Origin of the sequence: Brevibacterium picturae (assembly GCF_030453725.1) — a bacterium.
In the GTDB taxonomy this organism is placed as follows: Bacteria; Actinomycetota; Actinomycetes; order Actinomycetales; family Brevibacteriaceae; genus Brevibacterium; species Brevibacterium sandarakinum_A.
On sequence record NZ_JAKDJU010000042.1, the window covers coordinates 1 to 21,064 of the forward strand.

General features: G+C 62.9%; 20 protein-coding genes, 4 tRNA genes and 1 pseudogene. 23 read left to right on the forward strand and 2 right to left on the reverse strand.

The window, feature by feature from the left end; all coding sequences use genetic code 11:
• A partial coding sequence (locus L0G76_RS06360; RefSeq protein ID WP_304356477.1) for a DUF3097 family protein occupies positions 1–306 on the reverse strand: 306 nt, incomplete at its 3' end.
• 146 nt (positions 307–452) lie between these two features.
• Here L0G76_RS06360 and hrcA point away from each other — a divergent pair.
• From hrcA to zapE, 8 genes are all read left to right on the forward strand, one after another.
• The gene (gene hrcA, locus L0G76_RS06365) at positions 453–1,523 is read left to right on the forward strand and encodes a heat-inducible transcriptional repressor HrcA (RefSeq protein ID WP_304356478.1); all 1,071 of its coding nucleotides are present in this window, start codon (positions 453–455) and stop codon (positions 1,521–1,523) included.
• A gap of 103 nt (positions 1,524–1,626) precedes the next feature.
• Positions 1,627–2,745, forward strand: coding sequence for a molecular chaperone DnaJ (gene dnaJ, locus L0G76_RS06370; protein ID WP_304356479.1), 1,119 nt, complete (start codon positions 1,627–1,629; stop codon positions 2,743–2,745).
• Positions 2,742–3,515 carry a 16S rRNA (uracil(1498)-N(3))-methyltransferase gene (locus tag L0G76_RS06375; RefSeq protein ID WP_304356480.1) on the forward strand — a complete coding sequence of 258 codons (774 nt, stop codon included), beginning with the start codon at positions 2,742–2,744 and terminating at the stop codon, positions 3,513–3,515. The genes dnaJ and L0G76_RS06375 overlap by 4 nt, the downstream gene beginning before the upstream one ends.
• A gap of 148 nt (positions 3,516–3,663) precedes the next feature.
• Positions 3,664–4,596, forward strand: a complete 933-nt coding sequence (locus L0G76_RS06380; protein ID WP_487246992.1) for a PhoH family protein — start codon at positions 3,664–3,666, stop codon at positions 4,594–4,596.
• On the forward strand, positions 4,593–5,081 hold the full coding sequence (ybeY, locus tag L0G76_RS06385; RefSeq protein WP_304356482.1) for an rRNA maturation RNase YbeY: 489 nt from the start codon (positions 4,593–4,595) through the stop codon (positions 5,079–5,081). Before L0G76_RS06380 ends, ybeY begins: the two co-directional genes overlap by 4 nt.
• Positions 5,082–5,084: 3 nt before the next feature.
• Positions 5,085–6,338, forward strand: coding sequence for a hemolysin family protein (locus L0G76_RS06390; RefSeq protein ID WP_304356483.1), 1,254 nt, complete (start codon positions 5,085–5,087; stop codon positions 6,336–6,338).
• A 1-nt stretch (position 6,339) separates the two neighbouring features.
• The gene (gene era, locus L0G76_RS06395) at positions 6,340–7,275 is read left to right on the forward strand and encodes a GTPase Era (RefSeq protein WP_092108026.1); all 936 of its coding nucleotides are present in this window, start codon (positions 6,340–6,342) and stop codon (positions 7,273–7,275) included.
• A gap of 118 nt (positions 7,276–7,393) precedes the next feature.
• The gene (gene zapE, locus L0G76_RS06400) at positions 7,394–8,404 is read left to right on the forward strand and encodes a cell division protein ZapE (protein WP_304356484.1); all 1,011 of its coding nucleotides are present in this window, start codon (positions 7,394–7,396) and stop codon (positions 8,402–8,404) included.
• Between the two features lie 117 nt (positions 8,405–8,521).
• Here the strand turns inward: zapE and L0G76_RS06405 are convergent, their stop codons facing one another.
• Positions 8,522–8,998, reverse strand: a complete 477-nt coding sequence (locus tag L0G76_RS06405) for a PGPGW domain-containing protein (protein WP_304356485.1) — start codon at positions 8,996–8,998, stop codon at positions 8,522–8,524.
• A 136-nt stretch (positions 8,999–9,134) separates the two neighbouring features.
• On the opposite strand from L0G76_RS06405, the gene L0G76_RS06410 reads away from it, so the two are divergent.
• The 15 genes and pseudogenes from L0G76_RS06410 to L0G76_RS06480 all read left to right on the forward strand — a co-directional run.
• Positions 9,135–9,207 (forward strand) — tRNA-Gly (locus tag L0G76_RS06410).
• Between the two features lie 26 nt (positions 9,208–9,233).
• A tRNA-Cys gene (locus tag L0G76_RS06415) sits at positions 9,234–9,304 on the forward strand.
• A 34-nt stretch (positions 9,305–9,338) separates the two neighbouring features.
• Positions 9,339–9,410 (forward strand) — tRNA-Val (locus L0G76_RS06420).
• 36 nt (positions 9,411–9,446) lie between these two features.
• Positions 9,447–9,518 (forward strand) — tRNA-Val (locus L0G76_RS06425).
• A 235-nt stretch (positions 9,519–9,753) separates the two neighbouring features.
• Positions 9,754–11,103 (forward strand): DUF4352 domain-containing protein, encoded by a 1,350-nt coding sequence (locus L0G76_RS06430; protein ID WP_304356486.1) that lies wholly within the window; start codon positions 9,754–9,756, stop codon positions 11,101–11,103.
• A 185-nt stretch (positions 11,104–11,288) separates the two neighbouring features.
• Entirely contained in the window at positions 11,289–13,295 is a 2,007-nt protein-coding gene (gene thrS, locus L0G76_RS06435; RefSeq protein ID WP_304356487.1) for a threonine--tRNA ligase, read from the forward strand.
• A complete protein-coding gene (locus L0G76_RS06440; protein ID WP_304356488.1) occupies positions 13,292–13,891 on the forward strand; it encodes an HIT family protein in 600 nt (199 codons plus the stop codon). Before thrS ends, L0G76_RS06440 begins: the two co-directional genes overlap by 4 nt.
• Complete coding sequence (locus L0G76_RS06445) at positions 13,888–15,927, forward strand: alpha/beta hydrolase family protein (protein ID WP_304356489.1); 2,040 nt, start codon at positions 13,888–13,890, stop codon at positions 15,925–15,927. Before L0G76_RS06440 ends, L0G76_RS06445 begins: the two co-directional genes overlap by 4 nt.
• 224 nt (positions 15,928–16,151) lie before the next feature.
• Complete coding sequence (locus L0G76_RS06450) at positions 16,152–16,631, forward strand: NUDIX hydrolase (RefSeq protein ID WP_304356490.1); 480 nt, start codon at positions 16,152–16,154, stop codon at positions 16,629–16,631.
• Positions 16,632–16,673: 42 nt separating this feature from the next.
• Entirely contained in the window at positions 16,674–17,426 is a 753-nt protein-coding gene (locus L0G76_RS06455) for a YebC/PmpR family DNA-binding transcriptional regulator (protein WP_304356491.1), read from the forward strand.
• Positions 17,426–18,022, forward strand: a complete 597-nt coding sequence (gene ruvC / locus L0G76_RS06460) for a crossover junction endodeoxyribonuclease RuvC (RefSeq protein WP_304356492.1) — start codon at positions 17,426–17,428, stop codon at positions 18,020–18,022. The genes L0G76_RS06455 and ruvC overlap by 1 nt, the downstream gene beginning before the upstream one ends.
• Positions 18,023–18,162: 140 nt before the next feature.
• Entirely contained in the window at positions 18,163–18,759 is a 597-nt protein-coding gene (gene ruvA / locus L0G76_RS06465) for a Holliday junction branch migration protein RuvA (RefSeq protein WP_304356493.1), read from the forward strand.
• 35 nt (positions 18,760–18,794) lie between these two features.
• Positions 18,795–19,838: a Holliday junction branch migration DNA helicase RuvB gene (gene ruvB / locus L0G76_RS06470; protein ID WP_304356495.1), complete on the forward strand. Its 1,044-nt coding sequence runs from the start codon at positions 18,795–18,797 to the stop codon at positions 19,836–19,838.
• An 81-nt stretch (positions 19,839–19,919) separates the two neighbouring features.
• The gene (locus L0G76_RS06475; RefSeq protein WP_304356494.1) at positions 19,920–20,519 is read left to right on the forward strand and encodes a preprotein translocase subunit YajC; all 600 of its coding nucleotides are present in this window, start codon (positions 19,920–19,922) and stop codon (positions 20,517–20,519) included.
• A 33-nt stretch (positions 20,520–20,552) separates the two neighbouring features.
• Positions 20,553–21,064: pseudogene (locus L0G76_RS06480) on the forward strand (protein translocase subunit SecD); the annotation flags it as partial.

Genomic DNA, 21,064 nt, shown 5'->3' on the forward strand with positions numbered 1-21,064 from the left:
CCCCGAAGCCGTGCGCCCTGGAGCCGACTTCTGCTTGGCCGGCAGTCTGATATCGACGGGTTTGCCCTCGAGCAGGAAGCCGGGCCCCAGAGGGAATGCACGGACTTTGCCCGCCCGGTCCTCAAGGTTGACCACGATTCCCGCAGTGGTCTTCTCGGCGCCGACTACGGCCCCGACGTACCCGCTCATCGCGTCTTCGAGGACCATTCCGAGACCGAGTTCGACGGGTGTGGACTTCTTGGGCCGGTGCGAGGAGGGCGAGGAGCCTGCCAGCACATCGGACCCGTAGCGATCAAAGGTATTCACGGTCAACCACCCTAATCAAGGTCGAGGCGCAATGGGCGATGACCCGCTGGGGCAGGGCCGAAAGTGAATTCGGAATCCAAGAGGCGTAGAATTGGCACTCAGACAAGATGAGTGCCAAAAGCCGGTCGAGCACAGGGAGGAGACGAATGAACGACAGCAGGCGAGCACAGGTTCTGCGTGCGATCGTCGAAGACTTCGTCGCCACCAATGAGCCCGTCGGATCGAAGGCCATCGTGCAGCGCCACACGCTGGGCGTCTCCCCGGCCACGATCCGCAACGATATGGCCCACCTCGAGCAGGAGGGCTACATTGCACAGCCCCATACCTCGGCCGGTCGCATCCCGACCGACCTCGGGTATCGGATGTTCGTTGACCGCATCGACGACTTCAAACCGCTCACGCACGCTGAACGGCGCGCGATACTCCAGCTCATCGACAGCCACGGGGACCTTGACGACATGCTCGATCGCACGGTGCGAGTGCTCTCCGGCCTGACCCACCAGGTGGCGCTGATCCAGTACCCGACCGTGTCCCGGGCCACGATCAAGCACATCGAGGTCGTGGGCCTGGGGCCCAACCGGATCCTCGTCGTCCTCATCACCGACGCTGGTCAGGTCGAACAGAAGATCGTGATCACGCCGGGCACCGTTGACGATGAGGCGCTGCGCGGAATCCGCGATGAGGTCAACACCGAATTCGCCGGCCAGAAACTGTCGCGGGTGATGAGCACGCTCGCCCCCAGAGCCGCAGCTCAGCACGTGGACGGCGCTTCGAACGAACCCGCTGCGGGGCTCGGCCCCGTCGGGGCAGACGTCGACGCGGCGCTGACACAAGTCCGCTCCGCCGTCACCGATCTCGTCATGGCGACGCGTGAAGAGCGCATCATCATGGCGGGCACAGCGAACCTGGCTCGCTCCGGCAGTGAGTTCGGTGAGAAGATGGCTCCGATCCTCGAAGCCTTCGAAGAGCAGGTGGTGCTGCTCAAGCTGCTGACGTCGATGGCTGAGGATCAGGAGGAGATCAGCGTGCGGATCGGTCGTGAGAATACTCACGAGTCATTCAGCTCGACATCCCTCGTGGCCGCCGAATATGGTCATGACGCGGGGTCCTCCGCGCGTTTGGCTGTGCTCGGGCCGACCCGGATGGACTACCCGACCACGATCTCAGCTGTGCGGGCCGTGGCGAAGTACGTCTCCTCGGTCCTCGAACAGGGATAGATGCACCGACACGACAGCAAGCAGCGCAGCTCGTACAATCACGACAGAGCGAACAGGCACGACAACGCGAACAACGCAATCCACCAGGGAGAGAGAAGTTTCTGTGGCCGATCACTATGAAACACTCGGAGTGTCCAAAGACGCTTCGGCGGCTGAAATCAAATCGTCCTACCGAAAGCTGGCCCGGAAGTATCACCCAGATGTGAACCCCGGACACGAGGACGAATTCAAAGCCATTTCCCTCGCCTACGACGTCCTCTCCGATTCGGAGAAGCGTCGAAACTACGACATGGGCGGCGGCGAGAACGGTCAGAGCGGCTTCCCCACCGGTGGCGGCTTCGGCGGCTTCGGCGACATCTTCGAGACCTTCTTCGGCGGGGGAGGCGGCTCGGCCGGTGGCCCGATGCCGCGCACTCAGCGCGGCAAGGACGCCCTTGTCGGAGTCAACATCGATCTCGAGACCGCAGCGTTCGGCGGCAACATCGACCTCGACGTCGCCACCGCAGTGGTCTGCGACACCTGTTCGGGTGCCGGAACACAGCACGGCACCTCCGTCGAGACGTGCACCCTCTGCCATGGTGCGGGCAGCGTTCAGCGCATGACCCGGACACTGCTGGGCCAGATGGTGACCAACCAGACGTGCAATTCCTGCCACGGCTTCGGCACAGTCATCCCCAACCCCTGCCTCAACTGCCAGGGCGACGGTCGCGTGCGCAAACAGCGGACCATGAAGATCCGCATCCCGGCCGGAGTCTCCGACGGAACGCGCATCCAGCTCTCCTCCCAGGGCGAGGTGGGCCCCGGCGGCGGCCCTGCCGGTGATCTCTTCGTCGAGGTCATGGTCGCCCGCCACGAAGTCTTCCAGCGCGACGGTGACGACCTGCGCGCCTCCGTGTCCGTGCCGATGACCGCAGCCGCGCTCGGCGCCTCGATTCCCTTCGACACCTTCGACGGCTCTCAGGAACTCTCGATCGAACCCGGCATCCAGTCGGGCACCGTCGTCAAGCTTCCCGGACTCGGTGCCACCCGACTGCGTTCGGAGACCCGCGGCGATCTGCTCATCACCGTCGACGTGGTGACCCCGGACAAACTCGACGATGAGCAGAAGGACCTGCTGTCCCAGTTGGCGAAGCTGCGCGAAGAAGAGACTCCGCGTGCTCAGATCACCACCCAGAACCGTGGCATGTTCTCGCGCATGCGTGAGAAGTTCGCTGGTCGGTGACTCTTCCCGTCTTCTTCTCGCCCCAGGCCGCCGAGGCGGTCGCCGGTCGGGTGCTCACTTTCGGTGAGGACGTGGCCGGGCATGCGGTCCGAGTCCGCAGACTCGGACCCGGGGACGAACTCGAAGTCGTCGACGGATCCGGCACCCGCGTGCGCGGAACCGTCGCGAGTGCGGCGGCGAACGAACTGGGCTTGGCTGTCACCGAGGTGACACACACCGAAGTGGACCAGCCGAGGCTGGTGCTGGTCCAGGCCCTGGCCAAGGGCGATCGCGATCTGCAGGCGATCGAAGCCGCCACAGAGATCGGAGTCGACGAGGTGGTTCCCTGGGCCGCCGAGCGCTCCATCGCCGATTGGCCGGCGAAGAAGCGCGACAAACTGGCGGCCAAATGGGACAACGTCCTGCGGGCGGCATCACTGCAGGCCCGACGCTCCCGCTTTCCGCTGCGCGACGACCTCGTCCGCGGCACCGGCCTGGCAGCGGCCTTGGCCGAGAGCGACACCGTCTACGTCCTTCATGAGGCGGCCGAGCGGAAACTGTCGCAGACGCTGGCGGCCTCTGCCGCCGTCGCCTCGTCCGCAGCGGATTCTTCGGCTCCTGGCCGCATCGTCCTCGTCGTCGGTCCCGAAGGCGGCATCAGCGACGCCGAGCTTGAAGCACTGTCGGCCATCGGCGCCGAGACAGTGCTCCTGGGCCCCACGGTCCTGCGTTCGTCCTCGGCCGGAGCGGCCGGCCTCGTCATGGCTCAGAATTCATTGGGCCGTTGGTGACGAAGCGGACTACGATGGAAGCACACAATTGCAGTACTCCCACAAGTACTCATAGTCACTAAGGATCATTCTGGACACCTCCACTCAGCCCACGAACTCTGTGAACGCCACTCCTGCCGAAGACACGGCATCGGACACAGTGCGTCTCGTGATTCCCGACTCCATCGATCTGGTCGAGTTCTTCGGGCCGGGTGAGTCGAACCTGCGAAAGCTCGAGCACGTCTTCACCGACCTCGACCTGCATGTGCGCGCCAACCAGGTCCAGGCCAGTGGTGATCCCAAGCGCGTCGAAGCATTCGTCGCCGTCATCGGCGAGCTCAAGAAGCTGCACACCTCGGGCCACCGCATCAACGACGAGACGATCGACCGGGTGGCGTCGCTGTCCTCGGAGGGGACAGCCGCCTCGGCGGTGATGGGCACGAACGTCCTGTCCGCCCGCGGCAAGTCCATCCGTCCGAAGACGATGGGCCAACACGACTACGTCAAGGCGATCCGCAACCACACGATCACCTTCGGCATCGGTCCCGCGGGCACGGGCAAAACGTACCTGGCCATGGCCATGGCCATCAACGCTCTGCAGCACAAAGAGGTCTCACGCATCATCCTCACCCGCCCGGCGGTCGAGGCGGGGGAGAGCCTGGGCTACCTGCCGGGAACGCTGAACGAGAAGATCGACCCATATGTGCGGCCCCTCTACGACGCCCTGCACGACATGGTCGACCCCGAGTCGATCCCGCTGCTCATCGAAACGGGAACCATCGAGGTGGCTCCGCTGGCCTATATGCGCGGACGCACCCTCAACGATGCGTTCATCATCCTCGACGAAGCGCAGAACACGACCGGTGAGCAGATGAAGATGTTCCTCACCCGCCTGGGCTTCGGAGCACGGATGGTCGTCACCGGTGACGTCTCCCAGATCGACCTGCCGGGCAAGACCCGCAGCGGTCTCAACGTCGTTCAGGACATCCTGACCGGAATCGAAGACCTGAAGTTCTGCCACCTGGGCAGCAAGGACGTCGTCCGCCACTCGCTGGTGACGAAGATCGTCGACGCCTATGACCTGTGGGGAAGCAGCGAATGAATACCGAGATCTCAAATGAGACAGACGAAGCGATCGATCTCGACGAGGTCGTGGCTCTGACCGAATACCTGGGTCAGGCTCTGCACATGCACCCCGGAGCGGAACTGGCGGTGACGATGGTCGATGCGCAGGCGATGGAGGAGCTCCACATCACCTGGATGGACCTCGACGGTCCCACCGATGTGATGTCGTTCCCCATGGACCAACTGGCACAGGGCCGCGTCGATGCTCCCACCGAGGGCCAGATGGGCGACATCATCATCTGCCCCGAGGTGGCCGCCGCCCAGGCCTCATCATCGGGACATTCGACGATGGACGAGGTGCTTCTGCTGACCGTCCACGGGTTTCTGCACCTGCTCGGCTACGACCACCAGCAGTCGGAGGAGAAGGAGGAGATGTTCGCCCTGCAGCGCCATCTGCTGCTGACCTTCTTCGCGGCTCGCTACGACGGTCGCACCGACATCCCATCACCCACAGAGGTCTGAGCCGTGCTCTGGCTGTTCCTCGGTGCCGCACTGTGCCTCGTGATCTCGGCGACGCTGTCCGCGGTCGACGCCGCTCTGCTCAGCGTGTCCCATCAGGCCATTCAGGATGCGAAGGACGAGGGCAAGAAGGCTGCGTTCCGGGCCGAGAAGATCCTCATCGACCTGCCCACCAACATCAACGTCATCATCTTCGTCCGCAACTTCCTCGAAGCGCTGGCGACCGTCTTCATCGCACTGGCCTATGACTCGATCTACTCGGTCGGACCGCTCATGGTCGTGCTCACCGTCGTCACCGCCTCGATCGCGGTCTTCGTCGTCGCCGGTGTGTCCCCGCGGACTATCGGCCGCAGACGTTCGCTGGCCGTGTGCCTCAACCTCAGCTGGGTCGTCGGTGCGGCACTCGTGGTGCTCAAACCACTGACGAAGATCCTCGTCCTCCTCGGGAATCTGCTGACTCCGGATCGCGTGTACAAGGACGGCCCCTTCGTCAGCTCGGATCAGCTGCGCGACCTCGTCGAGAGGGCCAGCGAATCCGATGTCATCGAAGACGGCGAACGCGAAATGATCCAATCCGTGTTCAACCTCTCGGACACCTCGGCGAATGAGCTCATGGTCCCGCGCACCGACCTCGTGACCGTCCATTCCGGCACCCCGCTGTCCAAGGTCATGAACCTCTTCTTCCGTTCCGGGTTCTCCCGCATCCCGGTCAGCGGTGAGGACCTCGACGACATCCGCGGGGTCGCCTATCTCAAGGATGTCGCCAGACGTCTCCATCTCCACCCGGAGGACGCGGAGCGGCCGGTCGACATCGTGGCTCGGGGAGTGCTGTTCGTCCCCGAAACGAAACCCGCCGATGACCTGATGGAGCAGATGCAGCTCGATTCGACGCATCTGGCGATCCTCGTCGACGAATACGGCGGGACCGCCGGGTTGGTGACGATCGAGGACATCGTCGAAGAGATCGTCGGTGAGATCGAGGATGAATACGACTCCAACGATGACGAACTCGTTGAGGTCGACGATGGCTCTTTCGTCATCAGCACCCGAATGACGATCTCGGACTTCGCCGACTATTTCGATGTGAAGATCGACGAGGACGACGTCAACAGCGTCGGCGGTCTGCTCACGAAGCTCATCGACCGCGTTCCCATCGACGGATCGAGCGCAGCGATCGAAGGGCTGAACATCGAAGCGATGGAGGGTCAGGGCCGTCGCCACAGAATCACCCACGTCAGGGTCACGAAGGAAGAGAACTGAGATGGAATTTCGCACGGACTATCCCGAGGACTACCGGGCCGGCTTCGCCTGCTTCGTGGGCCGACCGAACACCGGAAAATCAACACTGACGAACGCCCTGGTGGGGGAGAAGGTGGCGATCACCTCGGCGAAGCCTCAGACCACCCGGCACACGATCCGCGGCATTGTGCACAAAGACGATCACCAGCTGATCCTCGTCGACACTCCGGGGCTCCACAAGCCGCGGACCCTGCTGGGCAGCCGCCTCAACGATCTCGTGGCCTCGACCTTGAGTGAGGTCGACGTCATCGGCTTCTGCCTGCCTGCTGATGAACCCATCGGTCCCGGCGACAGGTACATCGCCTCCCAACTCGAGCTGCTCGACGGGCGCACCCCGATCGTGGCCCTGGTGACGAAGACCGACAAGGTCCCACAGGACAAGGTCGCCGAGGCTCTGCTGGCCGTGGGCGCCCTCGCCGACTTCGCCGACGTGGTGCCGGTCTCCGCCGTCGACGGATTCCAGGTCGACACTGTCGACTCCGTGCTCACCGGCCACCTTCCGGTGTCTCCGCCGCTCTACCCTGAGGGGGAGCTGACGGACGAGCCGGAGGAGATGATGATCGCCGAACTCGTCCGTGAAGCCGCGCTCGAAGGCGTCCGCGACGAACTTCCGCACTCCCTGGCCGCGCAGGTCGAGGAGATGTATCCCCGTGAGGGCCGCAGCGAGGACAACCCGCTGTGGAACGTCCACGTCAACCTCTTTGTCGAACGCTCCAGCCAAAAGGCGATCATCATCGGCAAGGGCGGCAGCCGACTCAAAGCGATCGGAAGCGAATCGAGGCGCGGCATCGAAGCACTGCTGGGAACCAAGGTCTACCTCGACCTGCACGTGAAGATCGCCAAGGACTGGCAGCGCGACCCGAAGCAGTTGGGGCGCCTGGGCTTCGACTTCAGCTGATCCGATTGCGGCTGCCTGATTTCGGCAACCGCAATTCGGACTGACATCGTCGACTGAGAGGTCTCTCACGTCGGAGACGGTTGCTGGGCGAACAGTTGCCTGCAATAGACTAGGCCGAGTGAATGCCGAGCAGACTCTGGTCGCACTGAGCGACCGTTCCCCCCAGGTCGCACCCGATGAACTCATTGCGGGCCTTGTCCCGCCACCGCAGTTCCAGGACGTGTCCTTCGCCAGCTACCGCACCGACGACTCGGAGCCGTCCCAGGCTCAGGCACGGGACAAGCTTGAGGAGTTCGTGGCAACCTCGACGTCGAAGGGGTTCCTGGGCAAGCTGTTCTCGAAGGGCAAGTCCGGACCCAAAGGGGTCTACCTCGACGGCGGCTACGGCGTAGGCAAGACGCACCTCCTGGCGTCGGCGTGGCACGCCAACGAGAAGCCCGCGACCTTCGGCACCTTCGTCGAATACACGAACCTCGTCGGTGCGCTCGGATTCGTCCGTGCTCGCGACGATCTCGCACAGATGAAACTCGTCTGCGTCGACGAGTTCGAACTCGACGATCCCGGTGACACGGTGCTCATGTCACGACTCATGCGGGAACTGACCGACGCAGGAGTGAAGATCATCGCCACCTCGAATACCCTGCCGGGGTCGTTGGGGGAGGGCCGCTTCGCCGCACAGGACTTCATCCGCGAGATCCAGGCGCTTGCCGACCAGTTCGACATCTACCGCATCGAGGGCAAGGACTACCGCCATCGCGGGCTGAGTGAGCCTGCCGAGCCGGTTCCCGCCGAGAAACTCGATACCGCAACTGCCGAACTCGCCGGCACCGTCGCCCGCGACGACTTCCCGACTCTGCTGCGGCATCTCTCCACCGTCCATCCTTCCCGATACGGCCGCATGGTCGACGGGCTGGATGCAGCCGTGTGGGAAGACGTGACGACGATCGACAACGAGGGAGTGGCGCTGCGCTTCGTTGCTCTCGTCGACAGGCTCTATGATCGCAATGTTCAGGTCATCAATTCGGGACAGGCTCTGGACAAGGTCTTCACCGACGAGTCACTGGCCGGCGGTTACCGGAAGAAGTACATGCGCTGTCTCTCACGTCTGACAGCGCTGTCCTCGCAGTAGAGACACCCACCCATCAGCGGAGGCGGAACCGACGCTTGGCACGACTCGTCTGTGGACGACGATTCGTCGGTGGGCACGGACTGTTCGCGGAGCAAGATCGCGGCAACAGCCTCGGCGCTATTGCAGCTCGAGGTACTTGAGGACCTCGAGCTCGGGCACCCAATCGGGCAATCCTATGATTGCGAAGACGGCCCAGACGATCACGGCCACGATTGCCGCAGTCACAGCCCCGATCGTCCAGCGCACCCATAGGGGTTGGGCGATGACCCAATGCGTCCAGTTCTCGACGTTGACTCGGACGAAGTGCAGAATCCTCTGTGCCCAGCGGAACTCGCTCGAGATGACGAAGAGCCCGATGATGACTGTGAGCCACCCGGGGCCCGGCAGCGGCACGGCCAACAGACCGACGAGCACGATGAGCGTACCTACTCCACCGACGATGAACCGATAGAGACGTGCCGTGTGCGGGTTGGACGTGACGGTTGCGCGCCAGCGCAGGAAGCTCAGTCGAGTTTTGCGCCAGGGCCGCACTCCCTGTTTGTGATGGCGCGACAGCCACCCCTTGGGGCGCTTGTCATGGTGGTCGTCGTTCACCCCTCCAATATAAGTCGATGAGTCTGAAAGCTCGATCTGCGTGTGTGAGCACGATCACTCTGATCTGATTTTGCATGGACCGCCACCTGCGTATAGAGTTGTATCTCGTTGCCAGGGAAACCGGGCAGCGAGAAATGCGGATGTGGCTCAGCTGGTAGAGCATCACCTTGCCAAGGTGAGGGTCGCGGGTTCGAATCCCGTCATCCGCTCGGAGGCGTCATGGCACTGCCTTGGCGGTGGCGTGGCCGAGAGGCGAGGCAGCGGCCTGCAAAGCCGTTCACACGGGTTCGAATCCCGTCGCCACCTCGGATTCGTCCAGCGGTTCGCTGTTGGTGAGTCGGCGCGATTGGCGCAGCGGTAGCGCGCTTCCTTCACACGGAAGAGGTCACTGGTTCGATCCCAGTATCGCGCACAGGGACCTTGTGTTCCGGTGCAACAAATGAATAGGGCGCGATTGGCGCAGCGGTAGCGCGCTTCCCTGACACGGAAGAGGTCACTGGTTCGATCCCAGTATCGCGCACAGAAGGATCCCCGAGTGTCTCACTCGGGGATTCGTGCATTCATCCCCGGCATCAGCTCAGTCGCGGAAGTCTCTGCGCCGGGTCGACGAGGGTGTCCTGCGGTCGTGGCCCGAGCACACTTTCTGACCACCGACCCGAACCCGGGGTGGGCTTGCCGGGGGCGGATGTGTCGGCCGTGTGTCAGGACTGCCACGCAGTTGACATGGGGAATGCCCCAGATTCACTAGTACGCTGGTGACCGTAACCATCGACAAAGACTTCGGAGCACTCATGTCTACTCCTCAGAACCCGTACGAACCGAATAACGGTTCGGGAACTCAGAACCCCAACGGTCAGGGTCCCGACAACCATCCGCCCAATGCGCCAGATTATTCGGGTGACCAGAACAACGCACCCCAGTACGGCTCGCAGAACGACGGCCAGCCGCCGCAGTACGGTTCCCAGGGCAATGGGCAGCAGCCGCCGCAGTACGGCTCGCAGAACGATCCGAATCAGCAGCCCTACGGGTCGCAGCCCCAGTACGGTCAGCCGAATGTCGGGGGTGCTCCAGGCTATGACCAGAGCCAGGGCGGTTACGGCCAGGGGTATGACCCCAACGCGCAGGGCTATGACCAGAATCCATACGGTCAGGACCCGGGTGGCTACGGCCAGGGCTATGACCCCAACGCGCAGGGCTACGACGCCAACCAGTACGCCCAGCAGCCGGCCTATGCCGGTGCTGACGATTCTGCGAATCAGTTTGTTCCGGCCAACCCCAACGCGAGCTACGGATCCTATTCGGCCGGCTCGGGTAACAACACATCGAAGAACATCTGGGGAATCCTCGCGCTGATCGGCGGCATCGCCGGCATCGTGCTGTCGTTCTTCTTCGGGATCGGGTTCCTGTTCGGCGCTGCCGGCGTGATCTTCGCGTTCGTCGGTCTCTCAGCGATCAAGAAGGGGCTTGCCAACAACAAGGGTATGACGATCACCGGCATGATCCTCAGCTTCGTCGCCATCCTCTTCTCGATCATCTCGGTCATCGTGACCCTGATCTTCGGCGGAATCTTCATCTCCGCGTTCGAGGAAGCTGCGGAGAGTCAATCCGCCTCCCCGTCCGCGGCCCCGGTCAACCCATCCGATCCTGCCCAGGACCCCAGCCAGGGAGCGGGCTCCTCTGACGGCGGCGAAGAAGCAGCTCCTCCCGTCGAAGCCGGAGGGGTTGAGATCGGCACTGGTCTGACCGCAGCCGTCGCCGTGAAATCGGCCACTGCATCCGACACGGCGTCTGGTGCGGAGGACACCAACGGCCAGATCGCTGTTGTGACGGTGACTTTGAAGAACTCGTCCGGTTCCGATATCGATACGAGCAGCGCTCAGATGTCTGCGAGCGATGGTGCCGGCAAGGAATATAAAGACGTCTTCCAGGCTGGTCAGTACAAGGCCAGCCTCGTGTTCGACACAACAATTCCTGCCGGCGGCGAGAAGACCGTTCAGCTCGCATATGGTGTTCCTTCGTCTGAACTCGACAAGGTCCACCTGAAGCTCGCGCTGAACGAAGACCTGGGCAAGGGCAAGAACTTCGAATTCAGCAAGGCCGCGTGATGTAGCTCGGGGCGATGCTTCGATCCCGACAGACATCACCGGAAACAGCGCAAGCATCGACATTTGCGTATAATTCAGCAGTTGGGTGGCAGTCGCATGACTGCCACCCAACTGATTTCGCACCGCCGAATTGGTATTAGACTCGATGTGCGAGGCACCCCAACACAGACGAACGGAGAAGATCAGTGGCAGACAGCATTGACTGCGCGGGAGAGACCATTCCTTGGAAACAGGGACTGACCGGCACGGAGATCTTCTCCACGGACCGCACAGTCGTTGCAATGTGGCTCGATGGGCAGCCTGTCGACCTCAGCCGCGAACTCGCTGCGGGTGACCAGATCGCTCCGATCACCATCGATTCCCCGGCAGGACTCGACATCCTGCGCCACTCGGCCGCGCACGTCACCGCGCAGGCGGTCCAGGATCTGTTCCCTGATGCCAAGCTCGGCATCGGGCCCTACATCACCGACGGATACTACTTCGATTTCGACGTCGCTGAGCCCTTCACCCCCGAGGACCTCAAAGCGATCCAGAAGAAGGCCGCCCAGATCGTCAAGTCCGGCCAATCCTTCAACCGCGTCGTCGTCAGCGAGGACGAGGCCAAGGCGCGCATGGCCAACGAGCCCTACAAACTGGAACTCATCTCCGACAAGGGTGCTGGCTCCGATGATTCTGCCTCCGTCGAAGTCGGCGCCGGCGAGCTCACCGTCTATGAGAACCTCGACCGCAAGGGTGAAGTCGTATGGCAGGACCTCTGCCGCGGACCGCACCTGCCCACCACCAAACTGATCGGCAACGGGTTCGCGGTCACCCGCTCCTCGGCGGCCTACTGGCGGGGAGACCAGGCCAACGCGAGCCTGCAGCGCGTCTACGGCACGGCCTGGGCCTCGAAGGAGGATCTCAAGGCCCACCAGGATCGCCTCGCCGAGGCCGAGCGTCGTGACCACCGCAAGCTCGGGGCCGAACTCGACCTGTTCTCCTTCCCCGAGGAGCTCGGCTCCGGCCTGCCCGTATTCCATCCCAAGGGCGGAGTCATCAAGCGCGAGATGGAAGATTACGTCCGCGCCCGCCACATCGAGGAGGGGTTCGAGTACGTCGGCACCCCGCACATCTCCAAGGAAGCCCTGTACTACACCTCAGGGCATCTGCCGTACTACGGCGAGAACATGTTCCCGCCGATCTTGGTCGACGAGGTCCGCGACGAATCCGGTGAGATCGTCAAGGAGGGCACCCCGTACCGCCTCAAGGCGATGAACTGCCCGATGCACAACCTCATCTTCCGTTCGCGCGGCCGCTCGTACCGTGAGCTGCCGCTGCGTCTTTTCGAATTCGGCACCGTGTACCGTGACGAGGCCTCAGGCGTCGTCCACGGACTTACCCGTGTGCGCGCCCTGACCCAGGACGATTCGCACTCCTATGTCGCTCAGGAGGACGCCGCGAAGGAGATCCGTCACCTGCTCGAATTCGTCCTCAGCCTGCTGCGCGACTTCGGTCTCAACGACTTCTACCTCGAACTGTCCACCCGCGACGAAGACGGGCAGAAGAAGGATAAGTTCATCGGCTCGGATGAGCAGTGGGCCGAAGCCACACAGGTCCTCGAAGAGGTTGCTTCGGAGACCGGGCTCGAACTCGTCCCCGACCCCGGCGGAGCAGCCTTCTACGGCCCCAAGGTCTCTGTCCAGGCTCGCGACGCCATCGGCCGGACCTGGCAGATGTCGACCGTGCAGCTGGACTTCAACCAGCCCGAGCGCTTCGGTCTCGAATATCAGGCCGCCGACGGAACCCGCAAACAGCCGGTGATGATCCACTCGGCGAAGTTCGGATCCATCGAACGATTCATGGGCGTGCTCATCGAACACTATGCGGGCGCCTTCCCCGTCTGGCTCGCGCCGGTCCAGGTCACCTGCATCCCCGTGGCCGAGGAATTCAACGACTACCTCGCCGAGGTGGCGACGCAGCTGCGGGCCGCCGGCGTTCGCGTCGAGATCGATGACAGCGATGATCGGTTCCCGAAGAAGATCCGCAATGCCTCGAAGTCGAAGGTGCCCTTCGTCCTCATCGCCGGTGGGGAGGATCGTGACGCGAATGCGGTGTCGTTTCGTTTCCGCGATGGAGAGCAGGACAACGGCGTATCGGTCGCCGAGGCGGTCACCAGAATCGTCGAATCCATCGACACCAAGGCTCAGGTATGACGGAGGACCCACACCAAAACCTCGGCGAGGGCAGCCCCGATCACCTAGGCGACATCCCCGAACCCGAGGCGGCCGCGGGCTTTCCCGGGGAGCCTGATGGGTTCCAACGGCTGTGGACACCGCACCGCATGGTCTACATCGGGGGACAGGACAAGCCTAAGGATTCGGGAATCTCCGAGTGCCCGTTCTGCAGCGCACCGACGAAGTCCGACGAACAGGGCCTGATCGTCGCCCGCGGTGACGAGGTGTACGCGGTGCTCAACCTGTACCCGTACAACCCGGGCCATCTCCTCATCTGCCCCTACCGGCACGTCGCGGACTACACGGACCTCAGCGAATCGGAGACAGCGGAACTCGCACGCTTCTCGCAGAAGGCGATGACCGTGATCCGCGCCGTTTCATCCCCGGACGGATTCAACCTGGGAATGAACCAAGGACCCGTAGCAGGTGCCGGAATCGCCGCGCACCTGCATCAGCACATTGTGCCCAGATGGGGTGGGGACTCGAACTTCCTCCCCGTCGTGGCACAGACCAAAGCTCTGCCGCAGGTGCACGCCGATGTGCAGGCAGCGCTGTCAAAGGAATGGAACAGATGAATCCTGAAGATCTCGACTCCCTCGCCGAATACTCCTCCCCACTGCTGCGCGGCAGCGAAGCCGTCGTCACGATCGCCCGTCCCGACCTGGAGTCCAACAGCTACCTCTCGCAGCTGTTCGCGCTGTCGGGGGAGTCCTCAAGGAGACTGACCCACAATTGGCGGGACTCTGACCCCGAAGTTCACAGCAGTTGGTCAGGCTACCTCAGCGCAGGCAAGAAGGAACCCGGGCAACTGTACGTCGGCTCCAGCCTCGAAACGGCTCATCGGATCACGGACAACCACCTCGGCGTCTCCGAGTTCGCCCTCGATGACGCAGGCGCACGGGCACTCTATGTCGCACGGGTGCCCGAGCCGGGACGCTACGGCCAGGACGACGACATTCCGGCCGGTGAGGAAGCGCCACGGCGAATCACCTCAGCGGCCTATCTCAGCAACGGGCTCGGGTACACGAATGACCGTCCGGCACGGGCCTTCCTCGTCGATCTCGTCGAACCCGGACTCGGGAAGTCCGGCATCACCGGAGGTGCCGAAGTTCCGCTGGCGACGCTCCTGGAGACCCCGGAGTCCGATGTCCACGACCCCCAGTTCTCGCCGAGTGGAGACCGGGTCAGTGTGATCTCCGCACTCGCACCCGACCAAGGTGAGCCCGACCTGCGCTCGACCGTGTGGGTGCTCGACGGTTCGAGCCCGGAGGCCCTGACGCTGCCGCGGATGAGCGTGAACCTGCACCGATGGATCGACGACGAGACAGTGCTGCTCATCGGCAACGAACTGACCCGAGACGAACTCGACTTCGTCGGGCAGATGCCGGGACTCTTCGTCCACGATACGACTCAGGGCACGACCCGGCGCCTGACCGACCCGGAGACCGTCGCAGTCGCCTCGATCCGGCCTCAGATCGTCGGCCACGGCATCGACGGCTCAGTCCTGGCCGATGCTTGTGTCATCGCTGCGGTGGACACGGATGGTGCCTGTCGGATCATTTCCATCGACCTGGCGGCTGAGAACCGTATGCTGGGCGAACTGGATTTCCTCACCGACGACACGGCCGTCGTCAACGGCTTCGACGTCGACGGGGGCAGCCTCGTCTGGACAGGGGAGACGCCCACGAACCCTGCCGTCCTCAACCGTATCCGAATCTCCGACAGCGGCGCGGCAGCCACGGACGGCGGCACGACGGTCGGGGACGCAGCGACGGTCAGGGCTCATCCGGCGCCCGCGAATTCCGTCCTCCCTCAGCTCCTTCGGGTCGACGGCGAGGGTGGGTCCATCACCGGATGGTTGGCCAAGCCAACCGGTCAGGGGCCGTTCCCCGTCATCCTCAACATCCACGGTGGGCCGTTTGCCCAGTACACGCACGGGTGGTTCGACGAAACCCAGGTGCTCACCTCGGCGGGATATGCCGTGGTCTACGCGAACCCGAGAGGCTCGGGCGGTCGCACCCGTGCATGGGGGACTTCGGTGCAGGGCAACATGGCGGTCCCGGCGATGGCCGACGTCCTGGCGGTGCTCGACCACGCGCTGGCCGGTGATTCGGAGCTCGACCCCAGCCGCCTCGGCGTCCAGGGCGGTTCCTACGGCGGTTATCTCACTGCGATGATCACCGCCAGTGATCATCGCTTCCGGGCGGCCATCGTCGAACGCGGCTACCTCGATCCCGACAGCTTTGTCGGCACCTCCGACATCGGACGGTTCTTCACTGAGGAATACACCACGCGTGACCGGCAGGCCATTGCCCAGCAGTCCCCGTTGGCGAACGCCTCGCAGGTGCGCACGCCCAGCCTGGTGATGCATTCGGAACTCGACTTCCGCTGTCCGCTCGAACAGGCTCAGCAGTACTATGCCGCACTGCAGCGGGCCGGTGTGGACACCGAATTGCTCATCTTCCCGGGGGAGAACCACGAGCTGTCCCGCTCGGGCCAGCCTCGACATCGTCGGCAGCGCTTCGAGGCCATGCTCGACTGGTGGGATCAGCATCTGGGCGGGAACGTCGATGAGAATCTCGACGATCAGACCACCTCGGCGATCCGCTGAACCGATGGCCAGCTCATCCGCCTCCGAGGCGTTCAGCCTGCCCCACCTGATCCGAGCCGAATCTCGGCCCCAGTCGGTGATTCGTCACATTGCATCCCACCAGCTTGGCCGCTTGGGCACTTCCCGATATTGTTCTGTCGGTGACGATTGCGGTCTTGCCGATTGCTTGCCGCTTCACTATTCTGCTCAAACTGCGTCCGTCCATCGTCAACTCCTGGAGAACCATGAAACCTCGTAAAGCCTCACGGGTCGTATTACTCAATGAGCGCGACGAGGTTCTCCTGATTCGAGCTCAGGACCTGCTCACGCCCACGCACCAGTGGTGGATGACGTGCGGCGGCGGTTCCGAGATGGGGGAGTCGGCGGCTCAGACCGCGGCTCGTGAACTCGCCGAGGAGACCGGACTGGAATGCGAACCCTGCGAGCTCATCGGCCCGTTGGCGACTCGTGACGAAGTATTCAGGTTCACGGAGAAGTCGCTGCACCAGCACGAGACCTACTTCGCATTTCGCACGAGTGAGGACATCGAGCTCGAGGACGCTGTCTGGACGGACATCGAGAAGCGCAGTCTGCTCGAATTCCGGTGGTGGTCCCGCGACGAGCTGATGGCCACGACCGAGACGATCTATCCGAAGGATCTGCTCAACCTCATGGATCTCGTCACGGCGGGCTCTGTGCCCGACGTGCCCCTCGTCATCGACTGAGCGTATAGACTCGAGGGGCTGTATCTATAGGAAGGAACACCAGTGTCAGGTCATTCCAAGTGGGCAACGACTAAACACAAAAAAGCTGCCATCGATTCGAAGCGGGCCAAGCTCTTCGCCAAGCTGATCAAGAACATCGAGGTTGCCGCTCGCAACGGTGGGCCTGATCTCGAGGGCAACCCGACGCTGTTCGACGCTGTTCAGAAGGCGAAGAAGAACTCGGTCCCAGCCGATAACATCACCCGTGCGGTCAAGCGCGGCGGTGGCCTCGACGGTTCCGCAGTGAACTACGAGAACATTCTGTACGAGGGCTACGCCCAGGGCGGCGTCGCCCTGCTCATCGAGTGCCTGACCGACAACCGCAACCGTGCGGCGTCCGAGGTCCGCGTTGCTGTGACTCGCAACGGCGGAACCATGGCAGACCCCGGATCTGTGATGTACAACTTCAACCGCAAGGGCGTCATCATCGTTCCCGCTGAGGGAACCGACGAGGACTCGATTGTTCTGGCCACCCTGGACGCCGGCGCTGAAGAAGTCAAAACTGAGGGCGAGACCTTCGAGATCATCTGTGAGGCGACCGACCTCGTTGACGTGCGCACCGCGCTCGTCGACGCGGGCATCGACTACGACTCGGCGGAGGCATCCTTCGTGCCCGAGCTCGAGGTCAGTCTGGATGCGGACACTGCCAGCAAGGTCTTCAACCTCATCGATGCGCTCGAAGACAGTGATGAGGTTCAGAATGTCTACTCGAATGCTGATGTCAGTGACGAGGTTCTCGCCGAACTTGATGCCTGATGAGAATCCTCGGAGTTGATCCCGGTCTGACCCGGTGCGGGCTCGGTGTCATCGACACCCTGCCCGCCCGCAAGGCCAGAATGATCTCCGTCGATGTGCTGCGGACACCGTCCACGGACTCGGTGGACCTGCGTCTGGGCGCCCTCGCCGAGGCGTTCGACAGCTGGATGGACACCTATCGTCCCGATGTCGTGGCGATCGAGCGCGTATTCGCCCGCAACGACGTCTCCACGATCATGGGCACCGCCCAGGTCTCCGGCCTGACCATGGGACTTGCCGCCAGGCGCGGACTGCCGGTGGCGATGCACACCCCTTCAGAGGTCAAAGCCGCCATCACCGGCTCGGGACGAGCAGACAAGAAACAGGTCACGAACATGGTGACCCGGATACTCGAGCTCGACGCTCCGCCGAAACCAGCGGATGCGGCCGACGCCCTGGCGATTGCGATCTGCCACTCGTGGCGCGGAGCACTCAGCGCACAGTCGACCCCAGGTGCGAACAAAGATCTGAACGAGCGCAAGAGCGGCGGACGCCAAGGCACAGGTCTGACGAAGGCACAGGAGCAGTGGGCCAAGGCCCTTCGCAACGCCAAGTAGGCATGCTCGCATCTGCGGGGTGTCCGGCGATGTCACCGTGACGGGACTGAGCCTTGGTATCGTCGGTATGTCGAGTCGGGCGGCCCGAGACGAGCTGATAGCCTGGATTCGTACATGTGTTCCCACTTGAAAGGCAGACCGTGATCAGTTTTCTCAGCGGTACGGTCCATCGCATCGCAGCTGACCACCTCGTCATTGTCACCTATGGTGTCGGACGCAAAGTCAACGTCACGCCGGATACCCTTTCAAGCACTCGTCACGGTGCGGATATCGAACTCGTGACCACCCTGGTCGTCCGTGAAGACTCCATGACCCTGTTCGGCTTCGGGACCGAAGACGAGAACCATACGTTCGAGGTTCTTCTGTCGATCTCCGGAATCGGTCCACGGTTGGCGATGGCGATTCTGTCGGTGATGGGGCCGGACGAGCTCGCAGCCGCGATTTCGAGTCAGGATGCCAATGCGCTGACTCGCGTCCCGGGTATCGGCAAGAAGGGCGCGTCTCGAATCATCCTCGAGCTCGAGAACAAGTTGCCGAAGCTGGCTGCCTCTGAGCCGGGGCCTCAGCTGTCGTTCGGCGGGGCGAATCAGCAGGTCGTCGATGCGCTGGTCGGTCTTGGATGGAAAGAGGCCCAAGCCGCTGACGTCGTGCAGGAAGTGGTCAAGGATCTCGGCCAGAGTGCTGGCACATCGACGCTGCTGAAAGCCGCTCTCAAGGTTCTGGGTGCCAGGAAGTGACGAGTTCTTCTGACGGTGGGAACGCCTCCTATGAAATGGACTTCGGCGATCAGGATCTGACGGGCGCCGAAGAGGAACGCTTGGTCTCGGGCCGCGCCGAAACGGCCGAACAGGACGCGGAAGCCGCGCTTCGGCCCAAAGGCCTCCAGGACTTCATCGGCCAGCCACAGGTCCGCGAGCAGCTTTCACTGGTCCTCGATGCTGCAAAGGCGCGGAACAGGGCCCCTGACCATGTGCTGCTCTCTGGCCCTCCCGGACTGGGCAAGACGACCCTGGCAATGATCATCGCGCATGAGATGCAGTCCAGTCTGCGCGTGACGTCCGGTCCGGCAGTGCAGCACGCGGGAGATCTTGCAGCGATCCTCTCCTCTTTGGAGGAAGGCGAGGTCCTGTTCGTCGACGAGATCCATCGGATGGCTCGCGCCGCCGAGGAGATGCTCTATGTCGCGATGGAGGACTTCCGTGTCGACGTGATCGTCGGCAAGGGGCCCGGTGCCACAGCAATCCCACTAGACCTTCCCCATTTCACGCTGGTCGGTGCGACAACTCGCTCGGGGCTCCTTCCTGCCCCTCTGCGAGACCGCTTCGGCTTCACCGGACTCCTGGACTTCTACTCCAGCAGCGATCTCCTGACCGTTCTGAAACGGTCGGCGCACATGCTCGGAATCGAAGCAGACCTTGCGGGCCTGAAAGAGATCTCTACCCGCTCTCGCGGAACTCCTCGCGTTGCGAACCGGCTTCTGCGCAGGGTCAGAGACTGGGCGCAGGTACGCGGCACGGGCGTCATCGACGAAGCTGCAGCACTCGCTGCGCTCACGGTCTACGAAGTCGACGAACTCGGCCTGGATCGTCTTGATCGATCTGTGCTGCAAGTGCTGTGCAAACGCTTCGCCGGGGGGCCGGTCGGTCTCGGAACCATTGCAGTGTCGGTCGGAGAAGAGGCCGATACCGTCGAAACCGTATCGGAACCCTACCTTGTGCGAGAAGGACTGATCAGCCGCACTCCACGGGGCCGGGTCGCGACGTCCGCGGCCTGGAAGCACCTGGGAATGCAGATCCCAGCAAACTATGAGTTCTGATCCCGGCAATTGAGTTCGCCTTGAGTACTGACGACGAACTAAGATAGTGGACTGGTTCATTCTTATGAAAGGTAGATACCTGTGGATTTATTGATCCCTCTCGCGCTTGCCGCGCTGCTTATTTTTTTCCTGTTCAATTCTCGGCGTAAGCAGAAGGCGCGTGCAGAGGAGATCAAGACGGGACTGGTCCCCGGAGCAACGGTGATGACGACATTCGGCGTCTTCGGCACCGTTCTGTCCATCGACGATGAGAACAACCAGGTCACTCTCGAGTCGGGCCCCGGCACCGTTCTCCGCGTTCACCGCCAGGCCATCGGTCAGATCAATAACCCAGAGGCTGGGGGCGCTGCCGCTGATGGGGCTGTGGCCGGCTCTGCAGGCACCGCCGATGACGCCGAGAGTACCGAAGCGCCGGCAATCACCGATGCCGAACTCGATGCCATGAATGAACGCAAGCGGACCGAGGGCGGCACTGACGATTCAGAACTCGCAGCGGACGACATCGACGCCGAACTGAACGCCGGCGATGAGCGGGTTGACGCAGACGATGCAGGAGCCGCTAGCTCCGACAAGGCTGCCGGATCCCAGCCCGACGACGAAGTTGCGGATGACTCCGGTGACACCGATGCAGACGCATCCGACACCGATTCCTCCGACCCTGATAACAACAAGAAGAACTGACTTCGCTCACAGCACTCAATCGAAAGCTGAAACGTGTCCGATATTGAAGAAAAGCCACGTCCTGGTTTGCGCTTCCTGTGGCTGTCGATCGTCACTGCGGTGCTCCTGGCCGTCATCGGCGGCGGCGTCGTGTGGTCCGATGCCACAACCACTCCGAAGCTCGCTCTGGACCTCGAGGGCGGAACCTCGATCATCCTCGAGCCCCAGGTTTCGGAGGACACGGATATCAGCCAAGAGCAGCTTGATCAGGCCGTGTCGATCATCCGACAGCGCGTGGATTCGACCGGTGTGTCTGAAGCTGAGATCACGACTCAGGGTGATCGCAACATTGTTGTGAATCTGCCGGGCAACCCGGACGAGGAGACACGTAACCTGGTTCGCTCTTCCGCCCAGCTCGTCTTCCGACGAGTCGCCCTCGTCGGTGACCCCCGGTCTCAGGAGCAGATCCAGAAGGAGCAGGAGAAGAGCGGCGGGTCAGAGCAGCAGCAGGATCCTTCCGAAGGTCTCACCGATGAGCAGAAGAAGCGCCTCGAGGACCTGACCGG

What these genes read in the sequence shown, in the direction of transcription:
- hrcA (WP_304356478.1), top strand. Translation starts at nt 453, where the DNA reads ATGAACGACAGCAGGCGAGCACAGGTTCTGCGTGCGATCGTCGAAGAC.
- ybeY (WP_304356482.1), top strand. Translation starts at nt 4,593, where the DNA reads ATGAATACCGAGATCTCAAATGAGACAGACGAAGCGATCGATCTCGAC.
- era (WP_092108026.1), top strand. Translation starts at nt 6,340, where the DNA reads ATGGAATTTCGCACGGACTATCCCGAGGACTACCGGGCCGGCTTCGCC.
- L0G76_RS06440 (WP_304356488.1), top strand. Translation starts at nt 13,292, where the DNA reads ATGACGGAGGACCCACACCAAAACCTCGGCGAGGGCAGCCCCGATCAC.
- L0G76_RS06445 (WP_304356489.1), top strand. Translation starts at nt 13,888, where the DNA reads ATGAATCCTGAAGATCTCGACTCCCTCGCCGAATACTCCTCCCCACTG.
- L0G76_RS06450 (WP_304356490.1), top strand. Translation starts at nt 16,152, where the DNA reads ATGAAACCTCGTAAAGCCTCACGGGTCGTATTACTCAATGAGCGCGAC.
- ruvC (WP_304356492.1), top strand. Translation starts at nt 17,426, where the DNA reads ATGAGAATCCTCGGAGTTGATCCCGGTCTGACCCGGTGCGGGCTCGGT.
- ruvB (WP_304356495.1), top strand. Translation starts at nt 18,795, where the DNA reads ATGGACTTCGGCGATCAGGATCTGACGGGCGCCGAAGAGGAACGCTTG.